The organism is Pseudomonas sp. GW704-F2, assembly GCF_059423025.1.
This window is the reverse complement of sequence record NZ_JBWKXO010000063.1, coordinates 1-21865: the sequence shown is the minus strand read 5'-3', so window position 1 is coordinate 21865 and position 21865 is coordinate 1. Positions and strand designations below refer to the sequence as shown.

Here is a 21865-nt window from a genome sequence, read left to right as displayed (position 1 = left end):
TGCTCGCACGAACATCATCCATCAAATCGGCGTTCTTGTTTCTGTGTTTCCCGGGATTCCGTGAAGAACCTTTTTTTATGGGGGCGTATTATTCGAGAACAGTCACCGGCATGCCCACTTCCAGGCGGCCCACGCCATCGTTGACCAGGTTCTGGCCGAACATCGCGCCGTCTTCGGTCTTGCGATAGGCCTCCAGCGTCACGAACGGTTCGCGGTCGACACTGCGCTCGCCGGTCTGCGGGTCGATGGTGGTCAGAATGCAGCGTGAGCACGGCTTGACCACGCGAAACTCGACATCGCCGATGCGCAGGCGTTTCCAGCCGTCTTCGGCGAACGCATCGCCACCGTCGATCACCAGGTTGGGGCGAAAGCGCAGCATTTCCATGGGCCGACCGACGTGCCGGGACAGGTCGTCCAGGGAGGCCTGGCCGATCAGCAGCAACGGGTAACCGTCGGCGAACGCGACCTGATCATCGTCCTTGCCATAACCGGCTTGTGTGGTGCGCGCGCGCTCCAGCGGGATGTGGACCAGCCGCGTCGGCTTGCCGATAAAGTCGCTGACCCAGGCGGCGGCGGCATCGCCCGCATCCGGCACGCGCAAGGTGTCGCGCCAGATGGTCACACCGCGCAGTTCAGCCTCGCTGCCGGGCAACGCCACGTCCAGCGCTGCGTAGCCAGGCGAACTGAGGGTCAGGCCACCGCTGCGGTTCCACAGCGCAGACAGCTGGCTCATCGTCGCCACGGCGCGCTGCGTCAAGAAACGCCCGCTGGCTTCGTCCACCAGCATCCAGCGTCGATCGCCATCCAACCCGAGCTTGTCCAGGCCGATCTGCTGCAACGTTTCGGCCTTGCCGGATTTCAAAGGGTAACGGTACAGCGCGCTGAGACGGAGCATGAGCCTGCATTCCTGAGGGGCAAAACCGTCACCCTAAGGTCAAGCCGACGCTTCGTCCAGCATCAGTCGCTGACGCACCACATCCACCAGCTTGTCCGGCTGGAATTTGGACAGGAAGTTATCGCACCCGACCTTCTTCACCATTGACTCGTTGAAACTGCCCGACAGCGAGGTGTGCAGCACCACGTACAGCTCACGCAGGCGTGGGTCATTGCGGATCTCGGTGGTCAGGCGGTAGCCGTCCATCTCAGGCATTTCGGCGTCGGTGAAGATCATCAGCAATTTGTCGGTCATCACCTGGCCGCTGTCGGCCCAGGCCTTGAGCATGTTCAGCGCCTTGAGGCCGTCACTGGCGATGTGCATCTTCACGCCCAACTGGCCCAGGGTGTCGCGCAACTGCGACAGCGCGACATTGGAGTCGTCCACCAGCAGCACTTCACGGCCACGGGCGCGCTCCAGTATCGGGTCATCGAGTTTATCGCGGGAGACCTTGGCGTTGTATGGCACGATCTCGGCGAGGACTTTTTCCACGTCGATGATTTCCACCAACTGGTCATCGACCTTGCTGATGGCCGTGAGGTAGTGCTGGCGCCCGGCGCTGGTCGGCGGCGGCAGGATGGCTTCCCAGTTCATGTTGACGATGCGATCGACGCCGCCCACCAGGAACGCCTGCACCGAGCGGTTGTACTCGGTGACGATGATGGTGCTGTTGGGCCCCGGCACCAGCGGGCGCATGCCGATGGCCTGGGACAGGTCGATCACCGGCAGGGTCTGGCCCCGCAGGTTGACCACGCCGCACACAAACGGGTGGCGCTGAGGCATCAGGGTCAGCTTGGGCAGTTGCAAGACCTCCTGCACCTTGAACACGTTGATCGCGAACAGCTGCCGCCCGGCCAGGCGAAACATGAGAATCTCCAGGCGATTCTCACCCACCAATTGCGTGCGTTGATCTACGGTGTCGAGAATGCCGGCCATTAAAAAGCTCCTGATATGCGCGCAAGTCGCGCTAAGGGATTATGCAGTTCACTAGGCTTGTTATCGGCGGCAAGCGCCAGACCTTGACCCCTGTAAAATGCCACGTAAATCCATTGATGTCACACTGACATCATGCTTTACTTCGCTGGCCTCTTAATTCGGCAGAATAGCGACATTGCGCGACACTCACATCGACGCAAGGTTCCGCTATATAAGGGATTCCCCTAGGCACAATCAGGCCCAACCTGATATTCGCGATATCTAATTGCCATTAATGTGACGCCATTCTCATTGCATGAATGGAGTCAGGCTTTTGTTTGCCATCGCAAGCCCACGGCCCACGGGTCTTCAAGACACTCACCTGTCGGCAATCGAAGTTGCGCAATCGGCCCCGATGACGAGGGCAGTGTGCGCCTCGCATGATCATTCAAATAAACGTCCTACTAAAGTCTCAGAAGCGCCCTACAGATTTCAGTCATCTTTCAGCGGTAGTTTTACGCTATTCACGCAGTGCGACATCTCATCACCCGACCTTATGTTGCGGAGACTTGCATGATGAATAGTGCGAACGAGTGGCAAGCTGCACTTCCCGAATTCTTGCTGGAGGCCGAAAAGCTGCTGAACAAGTCGGAGGAGTGTCTGAGCCATCTGCATTTGATTCGTAACGACAGCGATGCCATCGACTGCATGAACTTCAGTCTCGCGACGCTCGCCGAAAAGGCCGACGATCTGGCGCTGCGGGCGATCAGCGAGTTTTCGCGGCATATCCAGTACCTGATTGCCAACGCGGCGAACCCGCTGCAACTGCACGATCAGGCCCTCGATGCCTTGCACAATTGTCTGACATTACTGGCGTGGCAACTGGAGCTGATCGACACCCGCACCGGTGAACTGAGTTTGGACGAAAGTGAACAAACTTCACTGATTGCGACGGTCACTCTCCAGATCCCGCAAAAGGACTTCGCCAACAAGCCTCAGCAGCGTCTGCACCATGTTTCATGAAAGACTGCGCCGTTAACCGCTAAGGTGTCGCTTTCATCTAGCGTCTTGCCCAAAAACGACAAGAATAACTAATGTGTCCTGCAATAAGTGGCGACAACCAAGTTGCCCGCGCTATAAAGCCAACCCATACAAAACAACCGCCAACATATAACTATTCTTAATAGGCATGCCCCCACTCCGTGCAAATGACGCCTGGCGACCAACGGTAAGCAAAGTGTTACCATGCCGCCCTCGAAGTGACCTAACGTCATGATGCATAAAACGTGAAAAGCATCCGCTATGTACGCCAGCCTCAAGTCACTCCTCGTCAAATCCGCTTCCCGCAGCAATGCCCGTCGACTGGTTCTCGTGTTGTGCCTGTGCTCACTGCTGCTGGGGCTGTGGGCCTACGCTCACTCCGCGCCCTTGCCATTGATGGTGTTGCTGATCAACGTGGCCACCCTGGTGCTGATGGGCCTGCGCCAGTGGAGCTCACGTAAATCGATCAAGTTCCAGCCCCAGGAACTGGCCGATCGCCTGTTGCAAGTCCAGGAAAACGAGCGGCACCGCCTCAGCCGTGAGCTGCACGACGATATCGGCCAATTGCTCACCGCCGCCAAGCTGCAAAGCGAATGGCTCAAGCGCCGCCTGCCGGAAGACCTGCAGGGCCAATGCACAGTGCTGTGCAACACCCTGAACGAGACCTTGGCCAAGGTGCGCGACGTGTCCGCCATTCTCAACCCGCGTCAGTTGGCCAGCCTCGGCCTGGAAGCCAGCCTGCGCGCGCACCTGCTCAAGACCCTGGGAAACACCTCGATTCATTGGAGCCTGGAATGCCAGCAACGGCTGACCGGCATTCCCGAAGAAATGGCCGTGGCCGCTTTTCGCATCACCCAGGAAGCGGTGACCAACATGCTGCGCCATGCCCAGGCGCAAAACCTGCTGGTTCGCCTGCAACGCCTGCCCCAGGGCCTGTCGCTGTTTATCAGTGATGACGGCCAGGGCTTTTCGCCCGCCAGCAACCCAGGCCTGGAAGGCCAACGGGGCATGGCGGGCATGTCCGAGCGGATTGATCAACTGGGAGGCACCTTGTCCGTCAGCAGCCAGCCAGGCAAAGGCACCCGGATCGACGCGCTTTTCCCCTGGGCGCCGCGCGCCCTCGAACGGGCCAGTCCCCTGAAGGTTCTCGAGTGACCCGCACTTTACTCCTGGTGGATGACCACGCACTGATCAGGGCCGGCGTCCGCGCGCTGGTCCTGGACATTCCCGGCTACACGGTGATTGGCGAAGCCAGCGATGGCGCGCAGGTGCTGGAAACATTCAGCGCCCTGCTGCCGGATATCGTGCTGCTGGACCTGTCGATGAAACACACCGGCGGCCTGGATGCGTTGCACCAGCTCAAGACGGCCTACCCCAAGAGCAAGGTGCTGATCCTGTCGATGCACACCGACCCGGAGCTGATCATGCGAGCCCTGGAGGCCGGCGCCCATGGCTACCTGCTCAAGGACACCAGCGCCAACGAACTGGAGCAGGCACTGCTGGCGCTGAGCAATGACGAGCGCTACCTGAGCCCGGCGATTGCCCACACCGTGATCAGCCAGGCGCTGGTACGCAATCAGGCCCCGTCCTCCCCGGTCGTCCACAACCACAACCTCACCGCTCGCCAGTTGGAAATCCTGCGCCTGGTGGTGCGTGGCAAATCCACCCGGGAAATCGCCCACGGCCTCGGGTTGAGCATCAAGACCGTGGAAGCCCATCGCTCGCAAATCATGAAGCGCCTGCAGATTTTCGATGTGGCGGGCCTGGTGTTATTTGCCGTGCGCGAGCAGATCATCAGCCTGGACGACTAAGGGCGAACCCGGCGGCAGGTGGACGCGCAGGGCCTTGGGCACGACCTCGAAATGCAGGTCATCGCCTTGCAGCGGTTCGCCATCCAGGTTGATATACAAACCTTGCGCGACCTTGATCTTGACCCACGGCAGGCGCGCGCGGACAAACATGGTGTCCAGGCCCCAGCCATTGTTCATCAGTTCACGCAGGGTGCCGACCACTTCCTGGGGGGCCGGCAAAATGCTGATGTCCAGCAGCCCATCGTCCGCCAGTGCGTCGGGACACAGCACATGCCCACCGCCCGCCTGGCGGCCATTGCCGATGCCCAGCGCGAGCAGCTCGCCTTTCCAATGGAAATCCGGGCCTTCCAGCTCGCCATACGCGGCCTTCAACTCACTGAAGCGCGACAAGCCGGTGAACAGATAGGCCGCGCCGCCCAGCACTTTCTTCAGTTCTTCGGAGGTATTGGCGGTGACCTGGCTGCCGAAGCCGCCGGTGGCCATGTTGAGGAATACTTGCCCGCCGACGCGGCCGAGGTCGATCGCCCTGGCCGGCACATCCAGCAACGCCAGGGCCTGGTCGGGCTGCAGCGGCACACCGGCGGCGCGGGCAAAATCATTGGCGGTGCCCAACGGCATCAGCACCAGGCTCGCATCGGTCCCGGCCTGGGCCATCGCCTCGGCCACATCGCGCAAGGTGCCGTCACCGCCGCCGGCAATGATGTGCGTGTACCCGCCGTCCAGGGCCTCGTTGACCAGCCGCTGCGCGTCGCCGCCCTCCCACGTCACCCGCACCGCCAGCTCCCAGCCCTGCTCACGCCGAGCCAGCACCGCAGCGCGCACGTCCTCGTTGAGGGCTTGCTTGCCGTGGAGGATCAACAGGGCTTTGTGGGTGGTCATGGGGGGCGTTCTCCTGGGGTCAAAGGTGCTTGAAGGATGTTGACCTTTGAGGAGATAAAAAAAGCCATCGGGTTTGCAATTTAATTGGCCAGGGGCGAGGCCAGGCCGCTTTCCTGTAAGCGCGGGCAAGCCAGCGCCTACAGTTGGATCGCTAGATACCCATCAGCGCGCAATCAGCTTTTGTGCAACTTGCTCATCAACTGCGCCTCAGCCTGGGTCAAGCCGCACGACTGCGTCAGCTCATCCACGGTCGCGCCCATGCCGACCAGCTTCGCCGCCTGGGCAAAAGACAGGCTGGACGGATCGCGCTGTTCAATCTGCGCCAGCTTGTCCGGCAACGGCCCGAGGATCGCGCGCAGTTCATGCACCTCATCCCCGACCCGCACCGCACTCTGCTGGAAGTGATCGACGCGCTTGGCCAACTCGACCACGCGCCGGTCACGCACGGCGTCGCGTTCGGCCTGTTGCACCGCCCACTCGCGTTGCTGGCGCACATAGCGCAGCAAAAACGCCAACGTCCCGGCCCACAACAGGGCCAGGACGATCACCGCTGCTTCAAGGAACAATCAGATGTTCTCCAGATCCGACCATTCTTCTTCGCTCATCATTTTGTCCAGCTCGACCAGAATCAGCAGTTCGCCGTTCTTGTTGCAGACGCCCTGGATGAACTTGGCCGACTCTTCGTTACCCACGTTCGGCGCGGTTTCCACTTCCGATTGGCGCAGGTAAACCACTTCGGCCACGCTGTCGACCATGATCCCGACCACTTGCTTGTCGGCCTCGATGATGACGATGCGGGTGTTGTCGTTGACTTCGGTCGGTATCAGACCGAAACGCTGGCGGGTGTCGATCACCGTCACCACGTTGCCGCGCAGGTTGATGATGCCCAGCACGTAGCTTGGCGCACCCGGAACCGGAGCGATTTCGGTGTAGCGCAGCACTTCCTGCACGCGCATGACGTTGATGCCGTAGGACTCGTTGTCCAGTTTGAAGGTAACCCATTGCAGGATCGGATCATCCAAACCTTGTGCGGACGCTGACTTATTCATACCCCTGACCCCTTCAAATGCCGTTGGACACGGCGTGTGTGCTTCTTTGGCCGCACAACCGTGCGGCCGATCTTGTTCAATTAACTGCGTTGCTGGCCCGGCATCGACTTGACCGCACCGCTGGCGATCAACTCGGCCAGTTCGGCGACGTCGAGCAACGCGCACATGTGTTCGATCACGGTGCCCGCCAACCAAGGGCGCTGGCCCCGTTGGCTGCGCCATTTGATTTCATTCGGGTCCAGGCGCAACGAGCGGCTGACTTGATGCACGGCCAGCCCCCACTCGTAGCCTTGCACCGAAATCACGTATTGCAAGCCCTGGCGGAAATCATCGCGGTAGCGGTCGGGCATCACCCAGCGCGCGGTGTCCAGCACCTTGAGGTTGCCGGCCTGGCTGGGCAGGATGCCGAGGAACCACTCCGGTTGCCCGAACAGCGGTGTCAGCTCCTGGCCTTCCAGGGAATAGATCGAGCCCAGGCACACCAGCGGCACCGCCAGGGTCAACCCGGCGACGTCGAACAGCAGGCATTCGAACGGCTCGGCGGCCCACGCCGGGCGGCCGTCGCCGGTGACCGGCGGCGGCGTGATGCTCGGCGGCAGGTGGACTTCAACCACCGGCTCGACCACCACGGGTGCGACCGGCACAGGCGCAACCACTACAGGCGCAACCACGACCGGTGGACTCGGCACCATCACCTGCGCATCACGCGCCTGTTCTTCCAGCACTGCCAACTGGAACTCATCCAGTGTGCTTTGTGCGTCTACGGCGGGTTCGAGGACCAGCAGCGGTTCCGGCAGTTCTTCCTCGGTCGCGTCCTGCAGCAAGGCATCCAGGTAGGATTCCAGTGCCAGTTGCGGCCGCGTCTTGACCTTGAGTTCGACAGGACGGTTCATCACGCCACCTGCGCCACAAGCTGTTGCGACAGCAGGTGCTTGAGCAGCGCGCGGTACGCCAGCACGCCGCGACTTTTACCGTCGAACTGCGAAGGGGTCAGGCCGGCGCGGCTGGCGTCGCGCAGGCGCGTGTCCACCGGGATATAGCCTTGCCAGATGGTGTCCGGGTAGGCATCACGCAGTACGCGCAAGGTGCCGAGGGACGCCTGGGTGCGGCGGTCGAACAACGTCGGCACGATGCTGAACGGGAGCGCCTGTTTGCGTGAGCGGTTGATCATCGCCAGAGTGCTGACCATGCGTTCCAGGCCCTTGACCGCGAGGTGCTCGGTCTGCACCGGGATCACCAGCTGCTGGCTGGCCGCCAGGGCGTTGACCATCAGCACGCCGAGCAACGGCGGGCTGTCGATGATCGCGTAGTCGAAGTCCTGCCACAGTTGCGCCAGGGTCTTGGCGATCACCAGGCCGAGGCCGCTCTGCCCCGGCGACTGGCGCTCAAGGGTGGCCAGGGCGGTGCTCGACGGCAGCAGGGAAATGCTTTCATTGCTGGTGGGCAGCAGCAGTTGCCCGGGCAGATCGCTCGGCACGCTGCCCTTGTGCAGGAACAGGTCGTAGCAGCTGTGCTCCAGCGCGTCCGGGTCATAGCCGAAATAGCTGGTCATCGAGCCGTGGGGGTCCAGGTCGACCACGACCACGCGCTTGCCCGCCTCGGCCAGCAAGCCGGCTAAGGCGATGGAGGTGGTGGTCTTGCCGACTCCACCTTTTTGATTGGCAACTGCCCAGACTCTCATTCGGTTGATTCCTCCCGGCGGGCACAGGCGCGACCGAGACAGTGCATAGGTTATTGAGCCGGTGACGGAGAATTGACGGAGCTTTGCCGTACCGGCGGCTTTGCAAGGGCCGGTGCAGTTTGTGTGCCAGCCCGCTTCAATGCCGCGTCCGGGGTTGCATTTGCCGTGCCGGTGCCGGTCAGGCTGCGGCGCACATCCAGGTTGCGCGAGACCACCAGCACCACCCGGCGGTTGCGGGCGCGGCCTTCCGCCGTGGCGTTATTGGCCACCGGCTGGAACTCGCCGTAGCCGACCGACGCCAGGCGACCGGGGTTCACGCCCTGCATCGCGAGCATCCGCACGATGCTGGCCGCCCGGGCCGACGACAGCTCCCAGTTGGTCGGGTACTGCGCGGTACTGATGGGGATATTGTCGGTAAAGCCTTCGACGTGGATCGGGTTTTCAAACGGTTTGAGGATCGCCGCCACCTTGTCGATGATGGTGAACGCCTGGTCGCTGGGCATGGCATCGGCGCTGGCGAACAGCAGGCTCGAATTGAGCTCGATCTCCACCCACAACTCATTGCCGCGCACGGTCATCTGGTTGGAGCTGATCAGGTCGCCGAACGCGGCGCTGATATCGTCGGCGATGCTTTTCAGCGGGTCGCCGGTGCCGCCCATGCCGGCGGAGGTCTCATCGCTGTCGTTGACCAGCGGCTTGGCCGGGGTCACGGTCTTGGGCCGCTCTTCGCCGATCGGGATCGGCTTGAGCGAACGATCGGCGTCGTTGAACACGCCGATCAGCGCTTGGGAAATGACTTTGTACTTGCCTTCGTTGATCGACGAGATGGAGTACATCACCACGAAAAACGCGAACAGCAAGGTGATGAAGTCCGCGTAGGACACCAGCCAGCGTTCATGGTTGACGTGTTCTTCAGGCTCGCGACGGCGACGGCTCACAGACGATTACCTCCGCAAAACGAATCACCTGCAGGAGCGAGCTTGCTCGCGAAAAATCCGAGAGCAACGCGTTCATCCAGGATGCCCGCGTCATCGTTGACGATTTTCGCGAACAAGCTCGCTCCTACACGTTTCATGTACATCAATCCATGAAGCCCTGGAGCTTCAATTCGATGGAGCGCGGGTTCTCGCCCTCGGCAATCGACAGGATGCCTTCGAGCAACATTTCACGGTAACGCGACTGGCGCAGGGCAATCGACTTGAGCTTGCTGGCCACCGGCAACAGCACCAGGTTGGCACTCGCCACACCGTAGATGGTGGCGACAAACGCCACGGCAATGCCGCTGCCCAGTTGCGACGGATCGGCGAGGTTGCCCATCACGTGGATCAGGCCCATCACCGCACCGATGATGCCGATGGTCGGCGCGTAGCCGCCCATGCTTTCAAAGACTTTGGCGGCGTTGATATCGCGGCTTTCCTGGGTGTAGAAATCCACTTCCAGGATGCTGCGGATCGCCTCCGGTTCGGCGCCGTCCACCAGCAATTGCAGGCCTTTGCGCGCGTAGCTGTCGGGCTCGGCATCGGCCACGCCTTCCAGGCCGAGCAGGCCTTCCTTGCGTGCGGTGAGGCTCCAGTTGACCACGCGGTCGATGCCGCCGGCCAGGTCGACGCGCGGCGGGAAAATAATCCAGATCAAGATCTGCATGGCACGCTTGAACGAACTCAAGGGCGATTGCAGCAATGCCGCGCCGACGGTGCCACCGATCACGATCAGCGCCGCCGGGCCGTTGGCCAGGGCGCCGAGGTGCCCGCCTTCGAGGTAGTTGCCGCCGATGATCGCGACAAACGCCATGGTGATACCGATCAGACTCAGTACATCCATCAGAGGCAGGCCTCCACCAAATGCCTGCCGATATCGTCCAGGCTGTAGATCGCGTCGGCCAGCTCAGCCTTGACGATGGCCATCGGCATGCCATAAATCACGCAACTGGCTTCGTCCTGGGCCCAGATCGCACTGCCGCCCTGCTTGAGCAGGCGCGCGCCTTCGCGACCGTCGGCGCCCATGCCGGTGAGCACCACCGCCAGAACTTTGTCGCCGTAGGACTTGGCTGCCGAACCGAAGGTGATATCCACGCAGGGTTTGTAGTTGAGGCGCTCATCGCCCGGCAGGATTTTGATCGCGCCACGGCCATCGACCATCATCTGCTTGCCCCCAGGCGCCAGCAGCGCCAGGCCAGGACGCAGGATGTCGCCATCCTCGGCTTCCTTGACGCTGATGCGGCACAGCTTGTCCAGGCGCTCGGCGAAGGCCTTGGTGAACGCGGCGGGCATGTGCTGGATCAGCACGATCGGCGCCGGGAAGTTGGCCGGCAGTTGGGTCAAAACCCGCTGCAGGGCAACCGGGCCGCCGGTCGAAGTACCAATGGCAACCAGCTTGTAGGCCTTGCGTTTCGGCGCCGGCGAATGGGCGCTTGGCGCAGGTGCCCGCGCGGGGGCCGCGGCAGGCCGGGCAACCGCTGCCGGCGCCGGGCGGCCGAACGCCGTGCTGGTGGGCGCCGCCGGAGCCGCGACCGGCGCAGGCGCCGGGGCGCTGAACAGGCTGCGACGGTTGCTGCGCGAAATGCTGTGGACCTTCTCGCACAGCATCTGCTTGACCTTCTCGGGGTTGCGCGAGATGTCTTCGAAATTCTTCGGCAGGAAGTCCACCGCACCGGCGTCCAGCGCATCCAGGGTGACCCGGGCGCCTTCGTGGGTCAGCGAGGAGAACATCAATACCGGGGTCGGACAGCGCTGCATGATGTGTCGGACTGCGGTGATGCCATCCATCATCGGCATCTCGTAGTCCATGGTGATCACGTCCGGCTTCAACGCAATGGCTTGATCAATCGCCTCTTTACCGTTGGTGGCCGTGCCGACCACCTGGATCGTTGGATCGGCGGAAAGAATTTCCGAGACGCGGCGGCGGAAGAAACCCGAATCGTCCACCACCAGGACCTTGACTACCATAAACACTCCGTTAGGCGGGGCAGGCAATACCGCCCTGCCCCACCAGAATCAAATACGCCGTGCGGCGTAACGCTTGAGCATGCTCGGAACATCGAGAATCAATGCGATACGACCGTCACCGGTGATGGTCGCACCCGACATGCCCGGGGTTCCCTGCAGCATTTTGCCCAAAGGCTTGATGACCACTTCTTCCTGGCCGACCAGTTGATCGACGACAAAGCCGATGCGCTGGGTGCCCACGGAGAGAATCACCACATGGCCTTCGCGCTGCTCTTCATGGGCGGCCGAGGCGACCAGCCAGCGCTTGAGGTAGAACAGTGGCAATGCTTTGTCGCGCACGATCACCACTTCCTGGCCGTCCACCACGTTGGTGCGCGACAGGTCGAGGTGGAAGATCTCGTTGACGTTGACCAGCGGGAAGGCGAAGGCCTGGTTGCCCAGCATCACCATCAGGGTCGGCATGATCGCCAGGGTCAACGGCACCTTGATGACGATCTTCGAGCCCAGGCCCTTGGTCGAGTAGATATTGATCGAACCGTTGAGCTGGCTGATCTTGGTTTTCACCACGTCCATGCCCACGCCACGGCCCGACACGTCGGAAATCTCGGTCTTGGTCGAGAAGCCCGGCGCGAAAATCAGGTTGTAGCACTCGGTCTCGGTCAAGCGGTCGGCGGCATCCTTGTCCATCACGCCACGCTTGACGGCGATACCGCGCAGGATCGCCGGGTCCATGCCTTTGCCGTCATCGGTGATCGACAGCAGGATATGGTCGCCCTCTTGTTCCGCCGCAAGAATCACCTTGCCGTTACGGGACTTGCCCGCGGCCTCGCGCTCTTCCGGGGTTTCCACGCCGTGGTCGACGGCGTTGCGCACCAAGTGGACCAGCGGGTCGGCCAGGGCCTCGACAAGGTTTTTGTCGAGGTCGGTTTCTTCACCCACCAGTTCCAGGTTGATTTCTTTCTTGAGCTGGCGAGCCAGGTCACGAACCAGGCGCGGGAAGCGACCGAAGACTTTCTTGATCGGCTGCATCCGCGTCTTCATCACCGCGGTCTGCAGGTCGGCAGTGACCACGTCGAGGTTCGACACGGCCTTCTGCATGGCTTCGTCTCCACTGTTCAGGCCCAGGCGCACCAGGCGGTTACGCACCAGCACCAGTTCGCCGACCATGTTCATGATGTCGTCCAGGCGCGCGGTATCCACACGCACCGTGGTTTCGGCTTCGCTGGCAGGCTTGTCGGCCGCGGCGGCGGCCGGGGCACGCGCGGCAGCGGCAGGAGCGGCGGCAGCCGGGGCCGGGGCCGGCTTGGCGGCAGCAGGTGCCGCGGCTTTGGCCGGTGCCGGTTTGGCCGCCACCGGGGCGGCCGTCGCCGCAGCGCCAGCGGCCACTTCGGCGAACTTGCCCTTGCCGTGCAATTCGTCGAGCAGGGCTTCGAATTCGTGATCGGAAATCAGCCCGTCGCCGGCAGGTGCGGCAGCGGCAGCAGCCGGTGCGGCAGCAGTTGCAGCGACTTCCGGCAAGGCATCGGCAGCAAAGGAGCCCTTGCCATGCAACTGGTCGAGCAACGCTTCGAATTCGTCGTCGGTAATGTCGGTGCCAGCGGCGGCGGTGGCTGCCGGAACTTGCGAGGCACTCGCAGGTGCTTGCGCCTCAGCCGCAGGTGCAACGGCGTCGGCAGCGAACTGGCCCTTGCCGTGCAACTGATCGAGCAGGGATTCGAATTCTGCGTCGGTAATGTCTTCGCCGGTCGGCGCGGCGGGCGCGGCCACTGCAGCGACCGCTTGCGGCGCTTCGGCTTCGGCCTTGACCGCATTGAGGGAGTCGAGCAGTTGCTCGAACTCGCTGTCGGTGACATCCGCTTCGGCTTCGACCACAGGCTCCGGAGCCGCTTCCACCACCGGCGCGGCCGCGGTGTCGGCAGGCTCCGCCAGACGCGCCAGGGCGGCCAGCAGTTCCGGGGTGGCTGCGGTGATCGGGGCACGTTCGCGAACTTCGCTGAACATGCCGTTGACCGCATCCAGCGCTTCGAGAATCACGTCCATCAGCTCCGAATCAACGTGACGCTCACCCTTGCGCAGGATGTCGAACACGTTCTCGGCGATGTGGCAGCACTCCACCAGCTCATGGAGCTGGAGGAAGCCGGCGCCCCCTTTTACAGTGTGAAAACCGCGAAAAATTGCATTGAGCAGGTTCGCATCATCCGGTCGGCTTTCCAGCTCGACCAGTTGTTCGGACAGTTGCTCTAAAATTTCGCCGGCCTCTACAAGGAAATCCTGAAGGATTTCTTCATCGGCGCCGAAGCTCATGGGTGTGCTCCTTAGAAGCCTAAACTGGATAACAGGTCATCTACGTCATCCTGACCTGACATAACGTCTTCACGTTTATCGGCATGAATCTGCGGACCTTCACCCTTGGCGAGATGTTTTTGTGGATCTTTTTCCGAGAGGATCGCTTCGCGGTCATGTTCGATGCCGGCGAAACGATCGACTTGGCCTGCCATAAGCACCAATTTGAGCAAGTTGCTTTCCACTTCGGTGACCAATTGGGTCACGCGCTTGATCACCTGACCGGTGAGGTCCTGGTAATCCTGGGCGAGCAGAATGTCATTGAGGTTGCTGGACACCGTGTGGTTGTCCTGTTCGCTGCGCGACAGGAAACCCTCGACCCGACGGGCCAACTCACGAAACTCCTCAGCCCCCACTTCCCGACGCATGAAACGGCCCCAGTCAACGCTGAGCGCCTGGGCTTCATTGGCCATGCCGTTGACCAGGGGCGTGGCGTTTTCCACCAGGTCCATGGTGCGGTTGGCCGCCGCTTCAGTCAGCCTGACCACATAGGACAGGCGTTCAGTGGCATCGGTGATTTGCGAAATTTCTTCAGCCTGGGGCATGTGCGGGTCAATCTGAAAATTGACGATCGCACTGTGCAGCTCGCGCGTGAGCTTGCCCACTTCCTGATACAGGCCGCGGTCACGGGTCTGGTTAAGCTCATGGATTAACTGCACCGCGTCGCCGAAATGGCCTTTTTCAAGGCTCTCGACCAGCTGGTGAGCATGCTTTTTCAGGGTCGACTCAAAGTCCCCCTGTGACGTTTCTTTATGCTCCATAGCTCCCCCGCGATGGCATTAGCCGTGGATGCGTTCGAAGATTTTTTCGATCTTCTCTTTCAAGGCCAATGCAGTGAATGGCTTGACCACGTAGCCGTTGACCCCGGCCTGGGCGGCTTCGATGATCTGCTCACGCTTGGCTTCGGCGGTCACCATCAACACGGGAAGGCTGCGCAGTTTTTCATCGGCGCGCACATGGCGCAGCAAGTCGATACCGGTCATGCCGGGCATGTTCCAGTCGGTTACCAGAAAGTCGATGCTCCCGCTGTTGAGGATCGGAATCGCCGTAAGGCCGTCATCCGCCTCGACCGTGTTGGTGAACCCCAGGTCACGCAACAGGTTTTTTATGATCCGCCGCATCGTTGAGAAGTCATCAACGATGAGGATTTTCATGTTCTTGTCCAATTCGACCTCCAAGCAGTCTTAAAACGCGTCCAGCACCTGGACGCGCCATTTCAATCAACAGGCGTTACACAAAAAGGACTGCCCAGGGCACCACGAAACTCACCCGCGAAAACCAAGGGCCTCGCGGTAGTGTCTGCAGTGTCCCCACACTGCCTGTCAGCGCGCGCGCCACTCTCCCAGGCGTCCCCGCAAGCGGGCTGCGCACTGGCTGTGCAGCTGGCTGACACGCGATTCGCTGACCCCCAGGACCTCACCGATTTCCTTGAGGTTCAGCTCTTCGTCGTAGTACAGCGCCAACACCAGTCGCTCACGCTCCGGCAGATTGGCAATCGCGTCCGCCAGCGCCCCCTGAAAGCGTTCATCTTCCAGGTCGCGCGACGGTTCGAGATGAGCACTCGCGCCGTCCTCGTGCAGCCCTTCGTGTTCGCCGTCCTGCAACAGGTCGTCGAAACTGAACAGGCGGCTGCCCAAGGTATCGTTCAAAATCCCGTAATAATCGTCGAGACTCAATTGGAGTTCGGCCGCAACTTCGTGATCTTTAGCGTCGCGACCGGTTTTTGCTTCAATTGCACGAATTGCGTCACTGACCATGCGCGTATTGCGGTGTACCGAACGCGGCGCCCAATCCCCTTTACGCACTTCATCGAGCATCGCGCCACGGATACGGATACCCGCATACGTCTCGAAACTCGCACCCTTGCTCGCGTCGTATTTGGTCGACACTTCGAGCAGGCCGATCATGCCGGCCTGGATCAAGTCTTCGACCTGGACACTGGCGGGCAGGCGTGCCAGCAAGTGATAGGCAATGCGCTTGACCAGCGGCGCATAGCGCTCGATCAATTCGCCCTGGCGGTCACGTGCCGAATTTTTGTAAAGGTTATAGCCGCTGGCTGTCATAGCACCGGTCCTGCGCTCGTCTGATGCACCAATCGCTCGACGAAAAACTCCAGATGCCCCCGAGGGTTGGCGGGCAACGGCCAGGTATCGACCTTCTGAGCAATAGCCTTGAACGCCAACGCGCATTTCGAACGAGGGAACGCTTCGTAGACCGCACGCTGCTTTTGCACGGCCTTGCGTACACACTCGTCATAGGGAACTGCGCCGACGTATTGTAAGGCGACATCAAGAAAGCGATCAGTGACCTTGGTCAACTTGGCGAACAGGTTGCGTCCTTCCTGCGGGCTCTGGGCCATGTTGGCCAGCACGCGGAAGCGGTTCATGCCGTAGTCGCGATTGAGCAGTTTGATCAGGGCGTAGGCGTCGGTGATCGAGGTGGGTTCATCGCAGACCACCAGCAGGACTTCTTGCGCGGCGCGCACGAAGCTGACCACGGACTCGCCAATCCCGGCGGCGGTGTCGATCACCAGCACGTCGAGGTTGTCGCCGATATCGCTGAACGCCTGGATCAGGCCGGCATGCTGCGCAGGGCTCAAGTGGACCATGCTCTGGGTGCCCGAGGCGGCCGGCACGATGCGGATGCCTCCAGGGCCCTGCAGCAGCACATCGCGCAGCTCGCAACGACCCTCGATCACATCGGCGAGGGTGTGTTTGGGCGTGAGCCCCAGCAAAACGTCAACGTTCGCCAACCCAAGGTCAGCATCCAGCAGCATGACACGACGGCCAAGCTCTGCCAGGGCCAGGGACAAATTCACTGACACGTTAGTTTTCCCGACGCCACCTTTGCCGCCGGTCACCGCGATCACCTGTACGGGATGCATGCTGCCCATTTTAATTCTTTACCTTGTCTTGCTTAGACGCAGGCTACATGGCTTGGCCGCGTGAATCGCTTGCAGACCATCGATGTAGATACATTTCATGGTGTTCATGCTGCCTCAACCCACCCGCTTTGCCGGGTTGTGGTAAAGGTCAGCGAACATATCGGCCATCGCTTCCTCGCTAGGCTCTTCTTGCATTTGCACGCTGACGGCACGGCTGACCAACTGATGACGGCGCGGCAGATGCAAATCATCCGGAATCCGCGGCCCGTCGGTCAGGTAGGCGACCGGAAGTTCATGACTGATAGCCAGGCTCAGCACCTCGCCCAGGCTCGCGGTTTCGTCGAGCTTGGTGAGGATGCATCCGGCCAGGCCGCAGCGCTTGTAGCTATGGTACGCAGCGGTAAGAACTTGTTTTTGGCTGGTGGTTGCAAGCACCAGGTAATTTTTTGCCTTGATGCCACGCCCGGCCAGGCTCTCCAGCTGCATGCGCAACGCCGGATCGCTGGCTTGCAGGCCGGCGGTATCGATCAGCACCACACGCTTGCGCAACAACGGATCGAGGGCATTGGCCAGGGACTGGCCCGGGTCGACGTGGGTCACCGACACATTGAGGATGCGGCCCAGGGTCTTGAGTTGCTCCTGGGCACCGATGCGGTAGCTGTCCATGCTTACCAGCGCAATGTTCTGGGCGCCGTACTTGAGCACGTAGCGCGCCGCCAGCTTGGCCAGCGTGGTGGTCTTGCCCATGCCGGCAGGGCCGACCATGGCGATCACGCCGCCCTCTTCCAGGGGTTCGAGTTCCGGGGTGACGATCATCCGCGCCAGGTGGGCCAGCAACATGCGCCAGGCCTGGCGAGGTTCTTCGATTTCGGTGGTCAGCGCCAGCAGGTCGCGGGACAACGGGCCGGACAGACCGATGCGTTGCAGGCGACGCCACAGGTTGGCCTGTTGCGGCTTGCTGCCTTGCAGTTGGGTCCAGGCCAGCGAACCGAGCTGCACTTCCAGCAGCTCGCGCAGGCCGTTGAGCTCAAAGCGCATCGAGTCGAACACACGCTGGTCGACTGCAGCGGCCGGGGCAGGCGCGGCAGGACGCGGCGGTTCGATGAACGTCGGCTCGACCAGCGGCTCGGCGGCGGTCAGCGGCAGGCCGGCGAACAACTGGCGATTGGTGGTCGCATCGCTGTCGCCGCGCATGCTCAGTTCGGCCTGGGCCGAGACAATGCGCGAGGCCGTCTTGCGCAGCTCGTCTTCAAGCTCCATGTTCGGGACACGCGGGGCCAGCGCCGAAGGGGTGTAATCCAGGGCAGCCGTCAGCTCGACACCGCCGGCAATACGACGGTTACCGATAATCGCAGCGTCGGCGCCCAGCTCGTCACGTACCAGTTTCATGGCCTGACGCATATCGGCGGCGAAAAAACGCTTTACTTGCATAACCCACTACCTCAGCCGTTGGGCCCTACTGTCGCGACGATAGTCACTTGCTTGTTGTCAGGGATTTCCTGATAAGCCAAAACGTGCAAATTCGGCACTGCCAGGCGTCCAAACCGCGACAACATCGCCCGAACCGGGCCTGCCACCAGCAGAATCACCGGCTGGCCCTGCATTTCCTGACGCTGCGCTGCTTCGATCAACGAACGCTGCAGTTTTTCAGCCATGCTTGGCTCCAGCAGAACGCCCTCTTCCTGGCCCTGTCCTGCCTTCTGAATACTATTGAGCAATATTTGTTCCAACCTTGGCTCCAAGGTGATCACAGGCAGCTCAGACTCAATCCCTACAATGCTTTGTACGATAGCGCGGGATAATCCAACGCGCACGGCGGCCACCAACGCGGCAGTATCTTGACTCTTGGCGGCATTGTTGGCGATGGCCTCGGCGATGCTGCGAATGTCGCGCACCGGCACCTGTTCGGCCAGCAGCGCCTGCAGCACCTTGAGCAATTGCGACAGCGACAGCACGCCCGGCACCAGCTCTTCGGCGAGCTTGGGCGAGGCTTTGGCCAGCAAACCCATTAGTTGCTGGACTTCTTCGTGACCGATCAGCTCGTGGGAGTGCTTGTACAGAATCTGGTTGAGGTGCGTGGCGACCACGGTGCTGGCGTCCACCACGGTGTAGCCGAGGGACTGCGCCTGGCTGCGCTGGCTGACTTCGATCCAGACCGCTTCCAGACCAAAAGCCGGATCTTTGGCGGTTATACCGTTCAGCGTGCCGAACACCTGGCCCGGGTTGATCGCCAGCTCGCGGTCGGGGTAGATCTCCGCTTCGGCGAGGATCACGCCCATCAGGGTCAGGCGGTAGGCGCTGGGGGCCAAGTCGAGGTTGTCGCGGATATGCACAGTGGGCATCAGGAAGCCCAGGTCCTGGGACAACTTCTTGCGCACGCCCTTGATCCGCGCGAGCAATTGGCCGCCCTGGTTGCGGTCGACCAACGGGATCAGGCGGTAGCCGACTTCCAGGCCGATCATGTCGATCGGGGTCACATCGTCCCAGCCCAACTCCTTGGTTTCCTGGGCGCGGGCCGGCGACGGCAGCAGTTCCTGCTGGCGCGCGATTTCTTGCTGGGCCTTCACCTTGACCAAGTTCTGCTTTTTCCAGAACAGGTAGGCGCCACCGGCGGCCATCGCCGCCATGCTCAAGAACGAGACGTGGGGCATGCCAGGCACAATGCCCATGATCGCCATGATGCCCGCCGCCACGGCCAGCGCCTTGGGCGAGGCGAACATCTGCCGGCTGATCTGCTTGCCCATGTCTTCGGAGCCCGACGCACGGGTCACCATGATCGCCGCTGCTGTGGATAACAACAGTGATGGCAATTGCGCCACTAAACCGTCACCGATGGTCAGCAGGGCGTAGACCTTGCCCGCATCGCCGAAGGTCATGCCGTGCTGGAACATCCCGACCGCTATGCCGCCGATCAGGTTGATGAACAGAATCAACAGGCCGGCGATGGCGTCACCGCGCACGAATTTGCTGGCACCGTCCATGGAACCGTAGAACTCGGCCTCCTGGGCCACTTCCAGGCGGCGCGATTTGGCCTGGTTCTGGTCGATCAGGCCGGCGTTGAGGTCAGCGTCGATGGCCATCTGTTTGCCGGGCATGGCGTCGAGGGTAAAGCGCGCGCTCACCTCGGAAATCCGCCCGGCGCCCTTGGTCACCACCACGAAGTTGATGATCATCAGGATCGCGAACACCACGATACCGACCACGTAGTTACCGCCGATCACCACCTCGCCGAAGGCCTGGATCACCTTACCGGCGGCGGCGTGACCGTCCTGGCCGTGGAGCATGACCACGCGGGTCGACGCCACGTTCAACGCCAGCCGCAACAACGTGGCGATCAGCAGGATGGTGGGGAACACCGCGAAATCCAGCGGCCGCAACGCGTAGACGCAGACCAGCAGGACCACGACGGACAAGGCAATGTTGAAGGTGAAGAACACGTCGAGCAGGAACGGCGGCATCGGCAACATCATCATTGCCAGCATCACCAGCAACAACAACGGCACACCCAGATTGCCCCGCGAGAGGTCAGTCAGGGTGCTGCGGGCCGTGCTGAGCATTTGAGAGCGATCTACCACCGGTACTCCTCGCATCCTTGAAGCAAACTTTTGACGCCAGAGGGCGCCCTGAAGGCGGTATTGCAAGAAGCCTTCCAACTTTTGCTTGAGGTCACCGGATGAGGGAATTCATTTCAATTAAATATAGGCGTCCCCTTTTCACTTTTCGCCTCCGATCAGCCTCTCTGCCTGGATGGCCGAGTCCTGATGCCGGCCAGAAAAGACATTCGCTTGACTGGCTGGTGTGCGCTCAGTTTGAGGAAACTAGGCGCGGAGAGTGAACACCAGCGTATTAACTTGATAGTTTTCCGCGTACTTAAATATCAGCTTGGCGTTCGGATACACCGAGGGCTCAAGCTCATACGCATCCCACCCCCCTGTTTTTCTGTTTAGAGGGAGTTTTGTCGGACCCTTTGACTCTAAAGGAACACCGAAGGAGGCCTTTACGTCAGCCTGACTCATCGATAAAGCCAGCGGCAGTGGCAGTTTTCCACGATATACAGACTGCCCCTCTACAGCCTTAACAAGAGTGATATATAGAGTTTCCAGGCGTTTGGAGTCAGCTGAAAAACTCAACTCAACTCCATCCTCTGGTTCAATATCCAGCCAGTCCCTTCCCTTATAAAGCTCTTGTAGAGGCATATTGGGGATGACACCCTCTGAGACTAAGGATTCATAGGGGCGCCCCAGGCTTTTGATCCACAGTGCAATCGTTGTGGCGTCCATTAGTACCACCCTTGTTTCTGGTTGAGTTGATGTAATTGCTCTCGGGCCGCCTCAATTTCAGCTTCAGGATAGCCTTCATCCAGTAACCCGCTCTTGATCGCATCGACATTGCTATTAACAGCCGCCCGTAGGTCGGCGACATCTTTGGCTTGCTTGGCCCTGGTACTGCGCCCACCGTAAGTTTCACTATGCTTCTGGTGCACATGTGTCGGAATCGCGATGCCTGGAGCGTTCTTTAGATAATCCAACACCTGTTGACGCGGCATTTTGGCATCCAACTGAAGTAACGTTGCCTCCAGTACCTTTTGTGCAGGTATGTGGTCGATGTCCAGGCCATCTTTTCGACTCCGGCTCATTAGATCGGCCGCGCGACCAACCTCCAACGGGCTAACCATAGGCTTGGCAAATACCAAGTACAGCGGCGACATACCCGAGTCAGCAGGAAACGTAATGATCGTGTCCTGCCAGGTAATATCCTCTGCATCCTGACCTGGGTAGTGACTGATTGCCGAATCTTGCCCCACCGCAACCGGATGAACGAACAAATTATCCAAGCGTTCCGGTGTACCCGGATACGGGCTCGGCGCACTGACCACCGGCCCATTGTTCGGCGTCCAAGTGATGCTGATGCCATCCAGCACCGCGACCATCGCGCTCTTGTCCGCATTCCAACTGGCTTGCGCGACAGGTACACGATCAGCGCCACTTTCGGGCTTGGTATGTACACCGTAGATGTGCAACTCACCTGACTCGTCCTGGCGAAACTGAAACCGCACTCGCGTACTGGCCGAGCGCATACCTGCCAGTTGTTCCGGGGTGTAGAGCGTCGAATCACCCATATCCCTTGGCCAAAAAGCCAGCAGCACGACGTTGAGTGCTGAACTGGCTCCGGCCAGTCCTCGTATGGCCCAGGCGCCAAGGTCGCTGCCGAGTGTTCCGGCGACCCTCCCGACAGCGCCCGCAGTGCCGGTCGAAGCCATGACGGCCGTGGTGCCAAAGTTTGTCGCGTGTTCAGGGCTGGTTCCCGCCGCCGTGGAACCGACCGGCACCGAAACGCATGACTTGGCGAACACACACGCATCAGCGGCACGATTCATTACGCC

Annotated in this window: 23 protein-coding genes; 3 read left to right on the top strand and 20 right to left on the bottom strand. The window is 61.1% G+C overall.

Features of this window, described 5'->3' with window-relative positions; translation table 11 throughout:
- Positions 1-88: 88 nt before the first annotated feature.
- Together AC07W0_RS29170 and AC07W0_RS29165 are read right to left on the bottom strand one after the other, a co-directional pair.
- Positions 89-895, bottom strand: a complete 807-nt coding sequence (locus tag AC07W0_RS29170) for an MOSC domain-containing protein (RefSeq protein WP_102618845.1) — start codon at positions 893-895, stop codon at positions 89-91.
- A 39-nt stretch (positions 896-934) separates the two neighbouring features.
- Positions 935-1870, bottom strand: a complete 936-nt coding sequence (locus AC07W0_RS29165; RefSeq protein ID WP_017849398.1) for a chemotaxis protein CheV — start codon at positions 1868-1870, stop codon at positions 935-937.
- Positions 1871-2422: 552 nt separating this feature from the next.
- On the opposite strand from AC07W0_RS29165, the gene AC07W0_RS29160 reads away from it, so the two are divergent.
- The 3 genes from AC07W0_RS29160 to AC07W0_RS29150 all read left to right on the top strand — a co-directional run bounded on the left by AC07W0_RS29160 (position 2423) and on the right by AC07W0_RS29150 (position 4701).
- A complete protein-coding gene (locus AC07W0_RS29160) occupies positions 2423-2872 on the top strand; it encodes a hypothetical protein (protein ID WP_173677847.1) in 450 nt (149 codons plus the stop codon).
- Positions 2873-3151: 279 nt separating this feature from the next.
- On the top strand, positions 3152-4045 hold the full coding sequence (locus AC07W0_RS29155; protein ID WP_017849396.1) for a sensor histidine kinase: 894 nt from the start codon (positions 3152-3154) through the stop codon (positions 4043-4045).
- Positions 4042-4701 (top strand): response regulator transcription factor, encoded by a 660-nt coding sequence (locus AC07W0_RS29150; RefSeq protein WP_017849395.1) that lies wholly within the window; start codon positions 4042-4044, stop codon positions 4699-4701. Before AC07W0_RS29155 ends, AC07W0_RS29150 begins: the two co-directional genes overlap by 4 nt.
- Here the strand turns inward: AC07W0_RS29150 and yegS are convergent.
- The 18 genes from yegS to AC07W0_RS29060 form a co-directional block, all read right to left on the bottom strand.
- Positions 4660-5580 (bottom strand): lipid kinase YegS, encoded by a 921-nt coding sequence (yegS, locus tag AC07W0_RS29145; protein ID WP_046382530.1) that lies wholly within the window; start codon positions 5578-5580, stop codon positions 4660-4662. The two genes, AC07W0_RS29150 and yegS, sit on opposite strands and share 42 nt — an antisense overlap.
- 173 nt (positions 5581-5753) lie before the next feature.
- Entirely contained in the window at positions 5754-6146 is a 393-nt protein-coding gene (locus AC07W0_RS29140) for a DUF2802 domain-containing protein (protein WP_046484827.1), read from the bottom strand.
- Positions 6147-6629 carry a chemotaxis protein CheW gene (locus tag AC07W0_RS29135; RefSeq protein WP_017849392.1) on the bottom strand — a complete coding sequence of 161 codons (483 nt, stop codon included), beginning with the start codon at positions 6627-6629 and terminating at the stop codon, positions 6147-6149.
- An 80-nt stretch (positions 6630-6709) separates the two neighbouring features.
- Positions 6710-7522: a CheW domain-containing protein gene (locus tag AC07W0_RS29130; RefSeq protein WP_017849391.1), complete on the bottom strand. Its 813-nt coding sequence runs from the start codon at positions 7520-7522 to the stop codon at positions 6710-6712.
- Positions 7522-8310: a ParA family protein gene (locus AC07W0_RS29125; RefSeq protein WP_017849390.1), complete on the bottom strand. Its 789-nt coding sequence runs from the start codon at positions 8308-8310 to the stop codon at positions 7522-7524. The genes AC07W0_RS29130 and AC07W0_RS29125 overlap by 1 nt, the downstream gene beginning before the upstream one ends.
- A gap of 50 nt (positions 8311-8360) precedes the next feature.
- Positions 8361-9248, bottom strand: a complete 888-nt coding sequence (gene motD, locus AC07W0_RS29120) for a flagellar motor protein MotD (RefSeq protein ID WP_017849389.1) — start codon at positions 9246-9248, stop codon at positions 8361-8363.
- A complete protein-coding gene (locus AC07W0_RS29115; protein WP_158243623.1) occupies positions 9245-9385 on the bottom strand; it encodes a hypothetical protein in 141 nt (46 codons plus the stop codon). Before AC07W0_RS29115 ends, motD begins: the two co-directional genes overlap by 4 nt.
- Positions 9386-9390: 5 nt before the next feature.
- Positions 9391-10131, bottom strand: a complete 741-nt coding sequence (locus AC07W0_RS29110) for a flagellar motor protein (RefSeq protein ID WP_017849387.1) — start codon at positions 10129-10131, stop codon at positions 9391-9393.
- Complete coding sequence (locus AC07W0_RS29105) at positions 10131-11255, bottom strand: protein-glutamate methylesterase/protein-glutamine glutaminase (RefSeq protein ID WP_017849386.1); 1125 nt, start codon at positions 11253-11255, stop codon at positions 10131-10133. The genes AC07W0_RS29110 and AC07W0_RS29105 overlap by 1 nt, the downstream gene beginning before the upstream one ends.
- 48 nt (positions 11256-11303) lie before the next feature.
- The gene (locus AC07W0_RS29100) at positions 11304-13559 is read right to left on the bottom strand and encodes a chemotaxis protein CheA (protein WP_102618844.1); all 2256 of its coding nucleotides are present in this window, start codon (positions 13557-13559) and stop codon (positions 11304-11306) included.
- Positions 13560-13570: 11 nt separating this feature from the next.
- Positions 13571-14359 carry a protein phosphatase CheZ gene (locus AC07W0_RS29095; RefSeq protein ID WP_102618843.1) on the bottom strand — a complete coding sequence of 263 codons (789 nt, stop codon included), beginning with the start codon at positions 14357-14359 and terminating at the stop codon, positions 13571-13573.
- An 18-nt stretch (positions 14360-14377) separates the two neighbouring features.
- Positions 14378-14752, bottom strand: coding sequence for a chemotaxis response regulator CheY (locus AC07W0_RS29090; protein ID WP_003192908.1), 375 nt, complete (start codon positions 14750-14752; stop codon positions 14378-14380).
- Positions 14753-14920: 168 nt separating this feature from the next.
- Positions 14921-15661: an RNA polymerase sigma factor FliA gene (gene fliA / locus AC07W0_RS29085; protein WP_017845400.1), complete on the bottom strand. Its 741-nt coding sequence runs from the start codon at positions 15659-15661 to the stop codon at positions 14921-14923.
- Entirely contained in the window at positions 15658-16491 is an 834-nt protein-coding gene (gene fleN / locus AC07W0_RS29080) for a flagellar synthesis regulator FleN (protein ID WP_003192912.1), read from the bottom strand. The genes fliA and fleN overlap by 4 nt, the downstream gene beginning before the upstream one ends.
- A 105-nt stretch (positions 16492-16596) precedes the next feature.
- Positions 16597-17913, bottom strand: a complete 1317-nt coding sequence (gene flhF, locus AC07W0_RS29075; protein ID WP_017845399.1) for a flagellar biosynthesis GTPase FlhF — start codon at positions 17911-17913, stop codon at positions 16597-16599.
- Positions 17914-17924: 11 nt separating this feature from the next.
- The gene (flhA, locus tag AC07W0_RS29070) at positions 17925-20039 is read right to left on the bottom strand and encodes a flagellar biosynthesis protein FlhA (protein WP_017845398.1); all 2115 of its coding nucleotides are present in this window, start codon (positions 20037-20039) and stop codon (positions 17925-17927) included.
- 261 nt (positions 20040-20300) lie between these two features.
- The gene (locus tag AC07W0_RS29065) at positions 20301-20762 is read right to left on the bottom strand and encodes a DUF6392 family protein (RefSeq protein ID WP_017845397.1); all 462 of its coding nucleotides are present in this window, start codon (positions 20760-20762) and stop codon (positions 20301-20303) included.
- Positions 20762-21865 (bottom strand): S-type pyocin domain-containing protein (locus tag AC07W0_RS29060; protein ID WP_495029347.1); only part of this gene is annotated, 1104 nt, incomplete at its 5' end. The genes AC07W0_RS29065 and AC07W0_RS29060, both read right to left, overlap by 1 nt.